Genomic DNA, 15,368 nt, shown 5'->3' with positions numbered 1-15,368 from the left:
ACGAAACACAATGATTAAGAATATTACGAATGTAAGGGGAATCAAGTGTTGGGGGGCGCACATCGGTGTGAAGTCGATGCGGCGCGACCTGGCCCTTATTTATTCGGAGGTTCCTGCCAGCGCAGCTGCTGTTTTTACGCAGAACCAGGTGGTTGCCGAGCCGATTAAGGTATCGCGTAAGCATGTTGCCGACGGCAAGGCGCAAGCCATTGTGGTCAATGCTGGAAATGCCAATGCTTGTACCGGCGAACAAGGCTTAGCGGGTGCTGAAGCCATGGCTGAAACCTATGCCAATGAATTGGGAATTGACAAGGATTTGGTGCTGGTAGCATCAACGGGGATTATCGGCGAACCTTTCCCTACCGATGACATTGTGGAAGGGATCAAGGAGAATGTCGATAAGCTGACGAATAAGTCGAATGCCGGCTCTTTTGTGGCCAATGCTATTCTGACAACGGACACCTTTGCTAAAGAGGGTTTTATAGAGTTCGATGTGAATGGCTATGAAGTCAATCTGGGCGGTATCGCCAAAGGTTCGGGTATGATTCATCCGAACATGGGAACCATGCTGGCGTTTTTGGTAACCGATGTGGCTATCGAACCCAAGTTATTGAAGCGCCTGGTGAAAAAAGCGGTCGATCGTTCATTTAATATGATCACTGTTGATGGCGATACTTCGACTAATGACATGGTCGCCGTATTGGCCAATGGAATGGCCGGAAATGAGATGCTGACCAAAGAGAAAGATCCGGGATGCAAGGTATTTTACGAACATTTGGAAAACATGATGATTCACCTTGCCAAGTTGATAGTTTCAGATGGTGAAGGCTCATCGAAGTTTGTTCAGTACCAGGTTACGCATGCTCCCGATGAGTTGACAGCCCGGAAGCTGGTTCGGACGATTTCGGATTCATCCCTGGTGAAAGCTGCAATGTTTGGCCGTGACCCAAACTGGGGACGGATTATTTGCGCAGCCGGAAATGCAGGTGTTCCTTTCGATTATGAGAAAGTGGATCTTTACCTGGGAGACGAAGAAACGCAGATTAAGGTATTGGAGAAAGGCGCTCCACAGGATTATGATCGCCATTATATGAAGAAACTTCTGCGGGAATCACACATCTATGTGAAGCTTGACCTGAACAACGGACGTGCTATCGCAACCGGTTGGGGAAGTGATTTGACCACAGATTACGTATTATTCAACTCAGTATATACAACCTGATTGAGAAAAGGCAATCCGTTACATAATAACAAGACTTTCCCTCTGGCATTTTCTGTCAGGGGGATTTTTTTAACTGGTTTGTACCTGGATGGTCAGCATCAATATTCCTAATACAAAATAGACGATACTCATCAGTCTCGACAAGGATTTTTCGCTGATTTTACTTGCCTGACGGGCGCAGAAGATGCCTGTGAAGATAGCGGCCATCGCAATGGTCATCCCTGCGGAAATATTAACGTTACCCATGCTGGCATGACCAATAACTCCTGAGGCAGCCGTTAATGACATAATCAGAATGGACGTTCCCAGTGCTTTGTGAATTGGAAATCTGTTGACAAACAGAAGTATCAGTAAAATGTTTGTTCCGCCGCCTGCACCCATAAAACCCGTCATGAAACCGCTACCACCCGCCAGTAAAACTCCTGCTATGCTTCGCCAAAGCGGAATGTCAGGAATTTCGGAATCTTGTCCGTCACTGTCGTCGTGGTGACGATCGCGACGAATGCCATTGATCCAAATAACGATAGCAAGAATAATCAACAGGGACGCAAAAGAGGAACCTAACCCATGGTCAGGGATTTTATCGGAGAAACGTGCCCCTACCAATGCCATGATAATGGAAGCCAGTGCTACAAAACCACCCGACTTCATATCGATATTACCATTCTTGTAAAAAGTGTAAGCAATGGCCAATGGTGTCAGCACATCTACCACGAGACTGGTACCAATCGCTTCGTGGATGGTAAATTTCAAAAGGAGGTGGATGAGAGGAACCACAACCATAACGCCTGAGGCTCCGGTGAGGCCGGTAACAAGGCCGGTAAAAATGCCGATGATGATCAGAAAAACAATATCCATCAGATACTTATAGGTCAAAGAGACATTGGTGTGCTCTGTAAACATAAGCATTCTGTCAGGTAAATAAAAATCGGAATGATGGATTGTATGGCTAAAACCTTGAGCCTTACCCAATGAATGCTTAAATTTGACGAAAACGGATTGTTATGAAGCTTCGGGAATTAATGATGAGGAATCGCAGCTACCGGCGATTTGTTGAGGAGTTCAGGATCGACCGGAAGGTATTGCTCGATCTGGTTGAGCTAACACGGTATGCCGCTTCCGGAAGGAATGCACAGCCATTGAAGTATAAGCTTTGCCATGAGCCTGAAGTGAACGAAAAGGTTTTCGAACACCTGGCATGGGCGAGTTATCTGACGGATTGGCCTGGCCCAAAGAAAGGGGAACGTCCTTCAGCTTATATTATCGTGTTACTCGACCGGGAAATTGCAGAGCAGTGTTTTTGTGATGATGGCATTGCCATGCAGAATATTCTGCTCGGTGCTGTCGATAAAGGATTGGGCGGATGTATCCTAAGAGCTGTTCACAAACCGGCTTTGCGCGAACTCTTTCGAATTCCCGAACGGTATGACATCATGGATGTGGTTGCACTTGGAAAGCCGGCGGAGGTGATACAGATTGAAGAAGTCGGAGGAGATAACGATACACGTTACTACCGTGATGAAGACGGAGTACACCACGTTCCGAAACGTTCGCTGGCGGACTTGGTAATCGACTAGCCAGTGAAATTCTATTTCAGTTTATCCTTGAAAACTTTCCGAAACTTCTCCAGTTTGGGAGTAATAACGAGTTGGCAATAAGGTTGATTGGTGTTGTTTTCGTAATAATCCTGGTGATAATTCTCCGCAGGGTAAAATGCCTCGAACTTTGTGATTTCTGTAACGATTGGGTTGTTCCAAATACCGGCACTGTTCAGCTTTTGCTTATATTCTTCGGCTAACTCTTTTTGTCTTTCATTATGATAGAAAATGACCGATCGGTATTGCGTTCCCACATCGTGCCCCTGGCGATTCAACGTAGTTGGATCATGTGTTTGCCAGAAGACCTTCAGTAATTCCGGGTACGAAATGCTCTTCGGATTGTAAATAACCTGAACACATTCTGCATGCCCGGTTTTCCCGGTACAAACTTCCCGGTAACTTGGGTTCTTAACCGTGCCCCCGGAATAGCCGGAAATGGCTTTCTTCACACCTTTCAGTTCGCTGAAAATTGCTTCGCTACACCAAAAACAACCTTCACCAAATGTCGCAGTATCGTATTCAGCTTTTTCATTCATATCCGATGCTTTTTTTTTGGGCTGTTTGCTATGATTTCCATTTTTCGGAAATGAAAATGAAGCAGTGATTCCCGCTAAAACGATAACGGGAATAAAGAGTATGTAACGTGAAGTTTTCATGTACCGGCTTTTACGATGCTTCAGTTTGAAAGTTTCCGGTTACTGTTATGAAAATAGGCATCGAGAATGGCCAGGTAACGCTGTTTTTCTTCCGGAAGGAGGAACGCGGACTCAAAAGAATTTCGTGCCAAACGGTACAAATGGTCCTTGTTCAGCTCAAGTGCTTTGGTAACGGCCAGGTAATTCTCGTTGACGTATCCTCCGAAATAAGCCGGATCATCTGAGTTAACAGTCACCTTCAGTCCTTTGTCCAGCATGGTTTTTAGCGGATGATCGGCCATGTCTTTTACGACCTGCAACTTCAGGTTCGACAATGGACAAATGGTTAACGGAACTTGTTCTTCCGAAAGCAGCGCAACCAAATCATTGTCCTCCAGACTCCGGTTACCATGATCAATGCGGGAAACGCTCAATCCCTGGAGAGCGCCCCATACATATTCCGCAGGACCTTCTTCTCCAGCATGGGCAACCGTCAGAAATCCCATTTTCCGGGCCTTGTCAAATACCCGTTCGAATTTCTCGGGCGGGTTACCTTTTTCCGATGAATCGAGACCAACAGCGATAATTTTATCCCGGTAGGGAAGCGCTTCGTTTAGTGTTTCGAAAGCTGATTCCTCCGAAAGATGACGCAGAAAACTCATGATAAGATTGGACGAAACGCCAAGCTCTTTCCGGCCATCGGTCAGCGCATCCATAATTCCTTCAACAACCAGTTGAAAAGGAACTCCACGGGAAGTATGCGTTTGTGGATCGAAGAATATCTCGGTGTGAAGTATTTTATTGTCATATGCCTTTTGCAGGTATGCCCAGGTCAGGTCGTAAAAATCCTGACGGGTTTGTAAAACATTGGCTCCTGCATAATAAATGTCAAGGAAATCCTGCAGTTGAGTAAACTGATATGCATTCCGCAACTCTTCAACTGAGGCGTAAGGTAATTTCAGTTGATTACGCTCAGCAATTTTAAACATAAGCTCAGGCTCAAAACTACCCTCAATATGCAGGTGTAGCTCGGCTTTTGGGAGATTTTTAATAAACTGTTCCATCCGTAAAATTAACGATTCTTGACTAACTCGGTCTGGTTGGTCATTCATCATAACGTATAACCGCGCAAGAGGTTTCAATGCTGCATGCAGAAAATTCTCAAATGGAAGCTATTTGCTTCATCTTTTGCGTGTTTTCGTTGACTTTGTTGAATGCTTGCCGTAAATTTAAGAACTAACTGACAAAATCAGGTTATTAATTAGCGTTCTTTCGTATAGACCAGATTAAATAGAAGGGTGACGAAACCCCGGAGGCGTTCGTTTTTTTATTCAACTGTATGATGCGATAAGTTTTGGGCAATTTATTACTTCCTGTAGTTAATTGAAACAGTTTACTCACTGTTTGCAGCTTAATTAAGTTATTGGCGATTACGTCCCCAGGTCTTTCGTTCCCTTTTATTTTATGTACATATAAATACTCGTTTTCAGTGAAACTGAATATTTTTTGATTGTACTCAAGGCAGACAATCTTTTTTGTTGATTCTTCATTCTATTCCGGCATAAATCCTGTCAGATTTCTTTTTGAAAACGAATGGAGATGGAGTGTGTTAGATAGGCTTCGTTTCTCTTCCGGGGAGAGGAGAGTTTTTTCCGGTAGCCTGTCTGTATTTTAATAGTATGTGAAAAACTAACGATTACTTGTGATGACGCGATTGAAGTATCAATTTACGCTGGATGATATGCCCCTGGTAGCTGAGTATATTTATCAGACTTATCAGCGGGACCATGATGACTTCGAGCATTATTCGTCCGATTTTAATCAGGAGTTTGAGGAAGCACTTGAAGAAAGGATTAATGCCATTCGGGAGTTGCCGGATTTGGATCTGTTTGACAGAAAAGTGGCTGAAAAGCAGAAGAAGTTATTGATAATGACGGGACACCTTCGTCCGTTGCTTAATATTACAGAGATGTATTTGCGTTCATCAAATGATGTTAGCAAAGAGCACGATGACGAATATGGTAACATCAGTTTATTACGTGACGGAATATCTGAGAAACGTTTTTGGGAAGTTCAATCAGGAATTTCCCGGTTGATTCGGTATATCAATCAGCATTTGCCTGAATTAACAGAACGCGGATTCCCGGCCCGGATTGTTGACGACTTTCGGTTGTTGTCAGAAAACCTGCAACGTATGGAGGTCGATTTGGCCGAAACCATTCATGAAAAAGAGGTTAGTACAAACGAAAGCGTTCGTGCCGAAAACGATTTATGGGAGGCGTTGGAGGATATTTGGAATGCTTGCCCTGAGGTGTTTGCGAAAGTTCATCCCGAAAAGGCGAGAGATTATCTGCCGGAAGAGATCAAGCGTCACATTCATCCCAGATCATCGCGGAAGATTATACAATAAAGGCTTTAAGAATAACAACGAGCGAGGCTGTCTGGAAAGGCGGCCTTTTTTATACTTTCAGTTCTTCTCCTTCCGATTTGGCGATAATGACCGCACCGCACGAGTCACTCCAAACATTGGTTGCGGTTCGGAACATATCCAGTATCCGGTCGACCGGAAGAACCAACGCAATCAGTTCAAATGGTAGTCCCAGCACATTGAGTAAAATGGTGATGATAACGAGACTGCCCATGGGAATGGCGGCCGTGCCAATGCTGGCCAGCAGAGCCGTGATTAGAATAATGAACTGTTCTTTTAAGCCCATGGCGGCTCCCTGTGCCTGCGCGATAAACATCACGACGGCGGCTATGTAGATGGCGGTGCCATCCATATTGACCGTAGCACCAATCGGCAGCGTGAAATTGGTAATCTTTTCCGAAACACCTGAATTTTCGTGGGTGTCATTCATATTCAAAGGCAGTGCAGCAGCCGATGAAGCAGTGGAAAAAGCAGTTAACAGTGGTGTCGTTACATTTTTCATGTGTTTAAACGGCTTTGCCCGACCTACAAACTTGACCAGCAGCGGCAGCGTGATAAAAGCGTGAATGAACAATGCGACGAGAACGGTTAGCATAAAGGCTCCGAGCCGGTATACCAAATCGCCAAAATCTTTTTGGTCAGCAACCACTTTCACAATCAAACCAAACACTCCGTAAGGGGCCAGCTTAATGATGAACATGGTAATCTTCATGAACAGTTCGAAGCCGGAAGTAAACAGATCGACCAACAGCTGACGGTGCTGACTTCCCAGTTTGGCCAGGAATATCCCAATGATGATGGCAACAAAAATGATGGACAACAATTCGTTGTCGACCATTGCTTTGAAAATATTGTCGGGAACAATATCGATGAGCGTTTCGCTGAAACTTTTGTGCTGAATCTGCAGCTTGTCAACATTCTCAATCGCTGTAATATCGACACCGATACCCGGTTTAACCAGATTGACCAGGATTAAACCGGTCGAAATAGCCAACATACTTGTTACTACATAATATGCGATGGTTTTTAACCCGAGACGACCAAAATTTCCGTGTCCACCGATACTGGATATCCCCGAAATAATGGAGGTGAGAATGAGTGGGATGACAATCATTTTCAGCAACCTGAGAAAGATATCACCCATCCAGCTCACATAGGGAACTACAGGTTTGAAAAATATACCAACGATAACCGCGAGTACAAGAGCAATCAGAATTTGCCAGTGGAGGTCTATCTTTATTTTTTTCATAAACTTACAGGTTATGCACAGCGATAGGCGCGGCACCGAATATAGCGAGAATTATAGAATCAGCAAAAATCAATGAATCCCGGACTGGAAGGTCATTTTAATACGCGTTTGACTCAATTGCTAAATCCACTTTTTCTTTCGGAAGTACCAGGTGAGAAGAACGACAATACTTATCATGATGGCCCACAGAACAAAATAGGCGTACTTCCAGTGAAGTTCAGGCATGTTTTCGAAATTCATTCCGTAAACACCTACCAGGAATGTGAGCGGGATGAAGATGGTAGCAATAATGGTGAGCACCTGCATCACTTTGTTCATCCGATAACTGATGCTTGACAGATACAAATCTTTTAGCCCGGAAACAACTTCCCGGTAGGACTCAATGGTTTCGATAATTTGAACGATGTGCTCGTAAATGTCGGTGAAATATTTGCGGGTTTTGTCTTCAATTAAATCAATATCATCGTTTTCCAGCTTTCGCATCGATTCGCGAATCGGATAGGTTATTTTCCTGAGCTGTAGTAAATCGCTCTTGATGCGATGAATTTCCTGCAGTGCATCTTCTCCCGGGTGGTTAAAAATTCGCTCTTCCAGTTTTTCCAACTGGTTCCCGATATTCTCAATAATGGTGAAATAGTTGTCGACAATTACGTCGGTTAGCGCATAAAACAGGTAATCAGCTCCGCGCGAACGGATGCTTCCTTTGGAAGATGAAAGGCGGTTGATGATTGGTTCAAAAATATTGTCGGGCTTTTCTCTGAAACTAATAACATAATTTTTCCCAAGAATGAGGCTGACCTGGTCAGTTGTTAGATTGTCAGTTTGTTCTTCGTATTGAAGCATTTTCAAACTCAGCATCACATACTCATCTTCGTCTTCCACTTTCGGACGTAAATCCGTATTCAGGATGTCTTCCATTAAAAGAGGATGTATCTCATAATGGCTACCCAATTTTTCCATCAGTTCCACATCGTGCAGTTGGTCGATGTTGATCCAGCTAATTGGGGCGGTTTCTTTCCGCCTCAATGCATCTTGTAAGGTAGCTTTGGTATTCACTTCAAACTTTGAAGTGTCGTAATCGATGATGGTTAGTTCGGGGGCTTCTTCGTGTTTGTCGCCAATAAAAACCATGCTGCCAGGTGGAAGACCTGCTTTTTGAGAGACTTTCTTTTTTCGGGTATTGCGCTTTTTGATGTGTGGATTTTTCATACGTGTTGGCTCTTAAACTTCTGTCGATGTCAGAAACAATGAATAATCGAAGTGGTTTAACTGCTTATGACTGCAAGTCTGTAATTTGGATGTGCTTGCTTTTGCAGTTTCCGATTTATTATTCACCTAAATTAAGCAAAACATTTAGTATGACTATCATGATACTGAGGGGAGAGGACCGGCAATTTTTTCCCAATGCAGCTATTTTAATTTGCTGTAATCAGTCTACATAAGCCTGAACTCTTGTATTGTTATGCTAAATTTTTTAACTTTTAATTCAATTGTTTCTGAACCTAACAACCCTCTTCCTTATTTGATTTGTTTAATTGAGTAGTTGAAACTTGACCAAACAAATGCCTGTAATGAAAGAATTTTGCCTGAAATTAAAGCAAATCAGGAAGGTGGTTTTTAGCGATGAACTATTTGTTTGCGCCACAGGAACTCCAAAATGTAAATTATTAATTTTTTATTGACTGTATTTGTTTTCAGTTGTTTGGCATGAAAGATGCAAATATGAAGACATTTATATGTATGGTTTTGACTGAAACTAGACTTTAACCTAAAACTGCAATGAGGTCTGATAGAATCAGCTCTCATAACCAAAGGCTGCTTGTTGGCTTGATTTCTTTTCCGGAAGCTAACTCTGATAGCGACAAGTTGAAGAAGATGAAAGTTTCGTCAAAGCAGCCGAATAATTGTTTGTGAAATTAGCCTAACAGATGTTCCTATGCTTGATAGAATTATTGAATTTTCCATCAGAAACAAGTTGGTCATCGGATTATTGACACTTGCTCTGATTGGATTGGGGATTTACAACTTTACCAAATTACCCATAGACGCCGTTCCTGACATCACCAATAACCAGGTGCAGGTGACGACGGTTTCTCCCTCATTGGCACCCCAGGAGGTTGAGCAATTCATCACGTTTCCCATCGAGGTGGTGATGGCTAACATTCAGGGCGTGAAAGAGATTCGTTCCATTTCGCGTTTTGGCCTTTCGGTGGTAACCATCGTATTCGAAGATCGAATCAATACGCACATTGCACGCCAGATGGTGAGTGAGCAAATTAAAAGGGCCGAGCAGGATATTCCTGCCGGATATGGCACCCCGGAGATGATGCCCATTACCACCGGACTCGGTGAGATATTTCAGTATGTTTTGGTTCCTGAAAAAGGGTATGAGAAGGCATTTGATCCGATGAAAATCCGTACAGTTCAGGATTGGATCGTGAAACGGCAACTGGCCGGAATTCCCGGAATTGTCGAAATCAGTAGTTTCGGCGGTGAGGTAAAACAGTATGAGGTCGCCGTGAAGCCTCGCGATTTGGTGGGAATGGATGTAACCATCACCGAGATTTACAACGCGCTGGTGCGGAATAACGAAAATACAGGTGGAAGTTATATCGAGAAGGGACCGCACCGGTATTACATTCGTGCCGAGGGGCTGGTGCGCGACGAGAAAGACATTGGCAATATTCTTATTAAGAATGTTAATGGTTATCCGCTGTTTATTAAGGATGTTGCCACGGTGAAACTTTCTTCACCTCCGCGCTTTGGTGCCATGACCAAAGACGGGAAGGGCGAAACGGTTGGCGGAATCACGTTGATGCTCAAGGGAGCCAATACTTCCCAGGTAATCAAAGAGGTTCGGAAACGAATAACCCAGGTTCAGAAAAGCCTTCCCGAAGGATTGAAAATCGAGCCATATCTCGACCGTTCGCAATTTATTGCCAAAACGATTGATACCGTCAAGCAAAATCTGTTGGAAGGAGGTATCATCGTCATATTCATTCTGATTTTATTGCTTGGAAATTACCGTTCCGGACTTATCGTGGCGTCGGTTATCCCACTTTCCATGTTATTTGCGTTCATTATGATGAATATTTTCGGGGTAACAGCTAACCTGATGAGTTTGGGTGCCATCGACTTTGGTCTCATTGTCGACGGTGCCGTTATTGTGGTGGAGGGAATTGTCTACTTACTACATCAGCGATTTAATGGCAAAATACTCAAGGCCGCCGAAATGGACGATACTGTTTCGACGGCCACGCACCGGGTGGGACGTTCAGCGGCTTTTGGCGTTTTCATTATTCTGATTGTTTACCTGCCGATTCTTGCTTTTACCGGCATTGAAGGAAAGAACTTTAAGCCGATGGCGCAAACGGTCAGTTTTGCGTTGCTGGGAGCATTGATATTGTCGTTGACTTATGTGCCGATGATTAGCGCTGTTTTTCTTTCCCGGAAGGTTAAAGAAGAACATAGCCTGGCCGACCGGATCATTGATTTTCTGAACCGTTCACATCAGCCGGTATTGAAATGGGCCTTGAGACACAAAGTGTTGGTTTTGCTGGTAACGATCGTTTTGTTCGTGGCAACCATGTTCTCATTTTCACGGTTAGGTGGTGAATTTATGCCTACGCTGGAGGAGGGGGATTTGGCCTGTCAGATGGTCATAGCGCCGGGGGCTTCACTGGGGCAGAGTATCAAAACCACTACGCAGGTTGAAAAGATTCTTATGAGTCAGTTCCCGGAGGTAAAAACGGTAGTGTCGAAAATCGGAACGGCAGAAATTCCTACTGACCCAATGGCAGTGGAAGATGCCGATATCATGATCATTTTAAAGGATAAGAAGGAGTGGGTGAGTGCTGACAATCGGGAGGAATTAGTTGCTAAAATGAAAAAAGCATTGGATGTGATTCCCGGAGCCTCATTCGATTTTACGCAGCCGATTCAGTTGAGATTTAACGAATTGATGACTGGTGTAAAAGCCGATGTGGCGGTGAAAATCTACGGAGACGACATGAATCTGCTTTTCGAGAAAGCGAACGAAGCTGCGACGATAATTCAGAATGTTCAGGGAGCCGGCGATGTGCGTGTCGAACAAGTGACAGGCCTCCCGCAAATGATGGTTCGTTTTGATCGGGATAAACTGGCCCGTTACAACCTCGATATTACAGATGTTAACAATGTTATTCGGACAGCGTTTGCAGGAGAGAAGGCTGGTTTGGTATTTGAAGGCGAACGAAGGTTTGACCTGGTTATTCGTTTAGACGAAGCTTACCGGAAAGATATCCGGGCCCTGGAGCGTTTGCGGATTAATAAGCCGGGGGGCGAATTGATTCTGCTTAGTCAGGTGGCAACCGTAACTATGGAAAATGGTCCGATGCAAATTAGTCGTGATAACACTCATCGCCGGATTGTGATTGGAATTAATGTCCGGAACCGTGATGTGGAATCGTTTGTGAACGAAATTAACGATAAACTGCAGGCCAGCGTTAAGCTGCCGCCGGGCTATTATTTCAGTTATGGTGGTCAGTTCGAAAACCTGCAGTCGGCAAAGAAAAGCTCATCGATTGCTGTGCCGGTAGCACTGGTCCTGATTTTCATTCTACTCTATTTTGCCTTTAGCTCCTTAAAGCAGGCAACCTTGATTTTTACAGCCATTCCGTTGGCAATTATGGGAGGCGTTTGGACACTATTCCTTCGTGGAATGCCTTTCAGTATTTCGGCTGGTGTCGGCTTTATTGCCCTGTTCGGAATTGTTGTGTTAAACGGTATCGTGTTGATATCCTACTACAACCAATTGGAACAGGAAGGCGTAACCGATATTTACGAACGGGTACTGAAAGGAACGAGTATGCGTTTGCGTCCGGTATTGCTGACGGCTTCGACTGACGCGTTGGGTTTCCTCCCGATGGCTGTCTCTACGGCTGCGGGTGCCGAAGTTCAAAGGCCACTGGCTACCGTTGTAATCGGAGGATTGATCACATCGACCTTCCTGACGTTGGTGATTCTGCCGGTTCTCTATTACCTGTTCCATTCAGGCGAGTGGAAGAAGCTTTTAAAACGGAAAAAGAAACCGGTGGCTACGGTTGTTTTGCTGCTATTACTTTTCCCGGTAGGTAAAAGCTGGGCGCAGGAATCGCCCAGGACAGTCACTCTGGACGAGGCAGTGGAGTTGGCACTTAATAATAACCTTTCGGTGAAAGCTCGTTCGTTAATGGTGGAACGGGAGCAGGCTTTGAAGAAATCGTCTTTTTCACTAGATCCGGTTATGCTTCAGTATGACAAGGGAAAGATAAATACCAATTATAACGACTACAATTTTCAGGTGCGGCAACGCTTTGAATTTCCAACGATGTATGGAGCGAATGCCCGCCTGGCAAATGAGAATATCCGCCAAAGCGAACTGGCGCTCGGAAGAGAAAAATCGATGCTGACAATCCAGGTTAAGATGTTGTATTCCCGCAGTCAGATTGCAGGTGAGAGACTTCGGTTGCTTCGCCGACGTGACAGCTTGTTTGGGGCGCTGGAGAAAGCTGCTGACAGGCAATTGAAAAGTGGCGCCATTGGTCTTAGCGAGTATAACCTGTTAAAAGCCGAAGCGCTGCGGTACCGGCAAGAGCTGTTGGCCGCCGAAACAAATTTCGAAACGCAGCTGGGACAGTTGCAGGTCTTGTTGTATTCCGAAGAACGGATTTTGCCTGTAACTGCTGAATTGGAACACTTTCAGCCTGTTGTCTTGGTGCCCGATACGACTTCCGCATCATGGAATTATCGCATGATGTTGCAGAATGTCGCTATGAAAAATGCAGAAGTCAAGGTTGCTGGGAACAACTGGGCTCCGGCATTTTCTGTCGGGTATTTCGATCAGAGTTTCGATGGAAACAAAGGATATGACGGCTGGAGTGTCGGTCTCGAGGTTCCCATCTGGTTTTGGTCGCATACTTCGAAGACCAAAGCGCTGAAACTGGAGCGTGAGTCACTGACTTATCAGGCAGCCCAGCAACGGCAACAGGACTGGACGCTTCAGAAGCAATTGATTATGCAGCTGCAGCAGCTGTCTAAAAGTGTGGATATGTATGAATCGGAAATTATTCCCCGAGCCCGGGAACTGCTAAAAGCTGCTGTCAAGAGCCGGGAGTTGGGGCAAACCGATTACATCGGATTTTCTAAAATGGCCGGCGAAGCTTTCTTGTCGCATTTTAATTATCTCGATATCCTTCAGCAATATAATGAGACGGTTTTACAATTGAATTTAGTAATGGGTTCCCCGGAAACAAAATAGCCATGAGAAATCAACTTTTTATCATCCTTGCCACAGTCGTGCTGATTCTTACCGCCTGTGGCCGAAATAAAAACGGTAACAACGAGGAAGCCGCAGCTTCCGGACAGTTGCAACTGAGTCGTGAGCAGATTGCACATACCAATATAACGTTCGGTCAGCCGATGGAGAAAAATATGTCGGACGTGATTCCGGCCAGAGGAATGGTGGCTTTGCCTCCTGATGGACAGGCACGAATCAATTCCTTTTCATCGGGCATCGTGAAACGCATTCATGTAAAAATGGGACAGAAAGTTAAGCGTGGACAGGTGTTGGCGATGCTGACCGGCCCGGAGTTGATCACGATGCAGGAGAATTACCTGAAAAGTGTTTACGCCCTGGAGATGCTGGAGAAAGAATATCAGCGTTTGCAACAGCTGGAGGTCGATAATATTTCTTCGCGGAAGCAGTTGGAACAGGCGAAAGCTGCTTATCTGTCGGAAAAGGCAACCGCCCAATCGCTGTATGAGCGTTTACGTCTGCTACACATTGAACCAGAGAAATTGACGAGAGACGGCATCCAAAGTGAAATTCCTGTTATCAGTCCACTTGATGGAATGATCAACAAGATTAATTTTTCGGTCGGCCAGATTCTTTCTCCCGACCAGATGCTTTTCGAAGTGCTGGATTTAAGCAGGTTAGTGTTGAATATTTCGGTTTTGGAGAAGGATATTCCCCAAATCTCGGTGGGACAGAATGTCATGTTCATTCCATCCAATCTGGGTGACAAGCCTTATCCTGCAAAAGTGACGGCAATTGGCGGGATGGTGGAACAAACAGCCAAGGTTGTCAATGTGGTACTGAAACCCGTCGAGCTGCCGGATAAACTTTTGCCGGGCATGTTTGTCGCTGCGATGATTCGGGTGGACGCTCATATGGCGAAATGTGTTCCGGAGGCTGCTTTGATTTATGACGAAAGCAACAATTCCATCCTGTTTTATACTGAAGATGATCCGGAAAAGTCTGGGAGTGTTACTTTCCGGCACATTCAGGTTGAACCGGGGTATCGTAACAATGGTTTTGTTGAGGTTGCAGGCCTCGATCAGTTACCTGCTAATGCGCATGTTGTTTTCGACGGTGGGTATTATCTCTATTCAGAAGTCTTAAAAATGCAGGAATAAAAAGCTGAAAAGCTTCTGTTTTTAATGTCCCTAAGAATTTTTGTTAAAAAAAATAATTGTCAGTAGCATTAAAAATGCCCGGGAGAGTTGATTTCTCGGGTATTATTTTGTTATTTTGGAATGATTTAGAGCGCATTGAGGCATTTAGGATGTGAACATATTTGGCATGATAAATGTATTAATGTAGATATATAAAACAATATTGGAAGCGATTGAGACGTTTCTGGATCAGAAGGTAATAAGATATTAAGTTCGAAGTATTATGAAGAAAATTTTTGTGATCGTTGCGTTGGTTGCCTTTGTGGCTCAGGGAGTGATGGCAGCAGTACCCGGTAATGGGAAGGGAGACGCAGATGTTCAGCCGGTTAAGCTGACAAAAGCCATGTTCCTGCAGAAGGTGATGAATTATGAGAAAAATCCGAATGAATGGAAATACGAAGGAAGCAAACCTTGCATCATCGATTTTTACGCCGATTGGTGTGGACCGTGTAAGCAAGCTTCTCCGATTCTGGATGAACTGGCAAAAAAATATGCCGGTAAAGTACAGTTTTACAAAGTCGACACTCAGGTAGAACAGGAGTTGGCTGCTGTATTTGGTATCCGTGGTATTCCCGCATTTTTGTGGGTTCCGATGGATGGTAAACCGACCATGACCAGTGGAATTGCACGCAGCAAAGAGGAAACTAAGGCTATGTTCGAGAAATTGATCAACCAGATTTTATTGGGAAACAAACCAGCTGAGTAACAAAATAGCATATAGAGATAATAGAAAGAGGCTTTCCAAATGCGGAAAGCCTCTTCT

At 44.5% G+C, this 15,368-nt stretch carries 11 protein-coding genes; 6 read left to right on the top strand and 5 right to left on the bottom strand.

Going from position 1 to position 15,368, the window contains the following annotated elements; translation table 11 throughout:
• Positions 1 to 10: 10 nt before the first annotated feature.
• Positions 11 to 1,222 (top strand): bifunctional glutamate N-acetyltransferase/amino-acid acetyltransferase ArgJ, encoded by a 1,212-nt coding sequence (gene argJ / locus CLV93_RS10475; RefSeq protein WP_106542143.1) that lies wholly within the window; start codon positions 11 to 13, stop codon positions 1,220 to 1,222.
• 69 nt (positions 1,223 to 1,291) lie between these two features.
• On the opposite strand, the gene CLV93_RS10470 is transcribed toward argJ, so the two are convergent.
• A complete protein-coding gene (locus CLV93_RS10470) occupies positions 1,292 to 2,125 on the bottom strand; it encodes a sulfite exporter TauE/SafE family protein (protein WP_170108919.1) in 834 nt (277 codons plus the stop codon).
• 101 nt (positions 2,126 to 2,226) lie between these two features.
• On the opposite strand from CLV93_RS10470, the gene CLV93_RS10465 reads away from it, so the two are divergent.
• Positions 2,227 to 2,799 (top strand): nitroreductase family protein, encoded by a 573-nt coding sequence (locus CLV93_RS10465; RefSeq protein ID WP_106542141.1) that lies wholly within the window; start codon positions 2,227 to 2,229, stop codon positions 2,797 to 2,799.
• Between the two features lie 11 nt (positions 2,800 to 2,810).
• Here CLV93_RS10465 and msrA read toward each other — a convergent pair whose 3' ends face one another.
• Positions 2,811 to 3,476 carry a peptide-methionine (S)-S-oxide reductase MsrA gene (gene msrA, locus CLV93_RS10460; protein WP_106542140.1) on the bottom strand — a complete coding sequence of 222 codons (666 nt, stop codon included), beginning with the start codon at positions 3,474 to 3,476 and terminating at the stop codon, positions 2,811 to 2,813.
• Between the two features lie 20 nt (positions 3,477 to 3,496).
• On the bottom strand, positions 3,497 to 4,519 hold the full coding sequence (locus tag CLV93_RS10455; protein ID WP_106542218.1) for an adenosine deaminase: 1,023 nt from the start codon (positions 4,517 to 4,519) through the stop codon (positions 3,497 to 3,499).
• Between the two features lie 641 nt (positions 4,520 to 5,160).
• Between CLV93_RS10455 and CLV93_RS10450 the strand changes: the two genes are divergently transcribed.
• Positions 5,161 to 5,865: a hypothetical protein gene (locus tag CLV93_RS10450; protein WP_106542139.1), complete on the top strand. Its 705-nt coding sequence runs from the start codon at positions 5,161 to 5,163 to the stop codon at positions 5,863 to 5,865.
• Positions 5,866 to 5,914: 49 nt separating this feature from the next.
• On the opposite strand, the gene CLV93_RS10445 is transcribed toward CLV93_RS10450, so the two are convergent.
• Complete coding sequence (locus tag CLV93_RS10445; protein WP_106542138.1) at positions 5,915 to 7,132, bottom strand: dicarboxylate/amino acid:cation symporter; 1,218 nt, start codon at positions 7,130 to 7,132, stop codon at positions 5,915 to 5,917.
• 120 nt (positions 7,133 to 7,252) lie between these two features.
• Entirely contained in the window at positions 7,253 to 8,341 is a 1,089-nt protein-coding gene (gene corA, locus CLV93_RS10440) for a magnesium/cobalt transporter CorA (RefSeq protein ID WP_106542137.1), read from the bottom strand.
• A gap of 727 nt (positions 8,342 to 9,068) precedes the next feature.
• Here corA and CLV93_RS10435 point away from each other — a divergent pair.
• The 3 genes from CLV93_RS10435 to CLV93_RS10425 all read left to right on the top strand — a co-directional run bounded on the left by CLV93_RS10435 (position 9,069) and on the right by CLV93_RS10425 (position 15,311).
• The gene (locus CLV93_RS10435) at positions 9,069 to 13,409 is read left to right on the top strand and encodes a CusA/CzcA family heavy metal efflux RND transporter (protein WP_106542136.1); all 4,341 of its coding nucleotides are present in this window, start codon (positions 9,069 to 9,071) and stop codon (positions 13,407 to 13,409) included.
• A 2-nt stretch (positions 13,410 to 13,411) separates the two neighbouring features.
• Entirely contained in the window at positions 13,412 to 14,566 is a 1,155-nt protein-coding gene (locus tag CLV93_RS10430; protein ID WP_106542135.1) for an efflux RND transporter periplasmic adaptor subunit, read from the top strand.
• Between the two features lie 262 nt (positions 14,567 to 14,828).
• On the top strand, positions 14,829 to 15,311 hold the full coding sequence (locus CLV93_RS10425; protein WP_106542134.1) for a thioredoxin family protein: 483 nt from the start codon (positions 14,829 to 14,831) through the stop codon (positions 15,309 to 15,311).
• Positions 15,312 to 15,368 lie beyond the last annotated feature (57 nt).

Source organism: Prolixibacter denitrificans (assembly GCF_003014495.1).
GTDB lineage: Bacteria > Bacteroidota > Bacteroidia > Bacteroidales > Prolixibacteraceae > Prolixibacter > Prolixibacter denitrificans.
The sequence above is the reverse complement of the archived record's forward strand: the minus strand, read 5'-3'. Positions and strand labels throughout refer to the sequence as shown.

Coding starts and splice junctions, on each gene's coding strand:
- argJ (WP_106542143.1), top strand. CDS start 11: ATGATTAAGAATATTACGAATGTAAGGGGAATCAAGTGTTGGGGGGCG.
- CLV93_RS10470 (WP_170108919.1), bottom strand. CDS start 2,125: ATGTTTACAGAGCACACCAATGTCTCTTTGACCTATAAGTATCTGATG.
- CLV93_RS10465 (WP_106542141.1), top strand. CDS start 2,227: ATGAAGCTTCGGGAATTAATGATGAGGAATCGCAGCTACCGGCGATTT.
- msrA (WP_106542140.1), bottom strand. CDS start 3,476: ATGAAAACTTCACGTTACATACTCTTTATTCCCGTTATCGTTTTAGCG.
- CLV93_RS10455 (WP_106542218.1), bottom strand. CDS start 4,519: ATGGAACAGTTTATTAAAAATCTCCCAAAAGCCGAGCTACACCTGCAT.
- CLV93_RS10450 (WP_106542139.1), top strand. CDS start 5,161: ATGACGCGATTGAAGTATCAATTTACGCTGGATGATATGCCCCTGGTA.
- CLV93_RS10445 (WP_106542138.1), bottom strand. CDS start 7,132: ATGAAAAAAATAAAGATAGACCTCCACTGGCAAATTCTGATTGCTCTT.
- corA (WP_106542137.1), bottom strand. CDS start 8,341: ATGAAAAATCCACACATCAAAAAGCGCAATACCCGAAAAAAGAAAGTC.
- CLV93_RS10435 (WP_106542136.1), top strand. CDS start 9,069: ATGCTTGATAGAATTATTGAATTTTCCATCAGAAACAAGTTGGTCATC.
- CLV93_RS10430 (WP_106542135.1), top strand. CDS start 13,412: ATGAGAAATCAACTTTTTATCATCCTTGCCACAGTCGTGCTGATTCTT.
- CLV93_RS10425 (WP_106542134.1), top strand. CDS start 14,829: ATGAAGAAAATTTTTGTGATCGTTGCGTTGGTTGCCTTTGTGGCTCAG.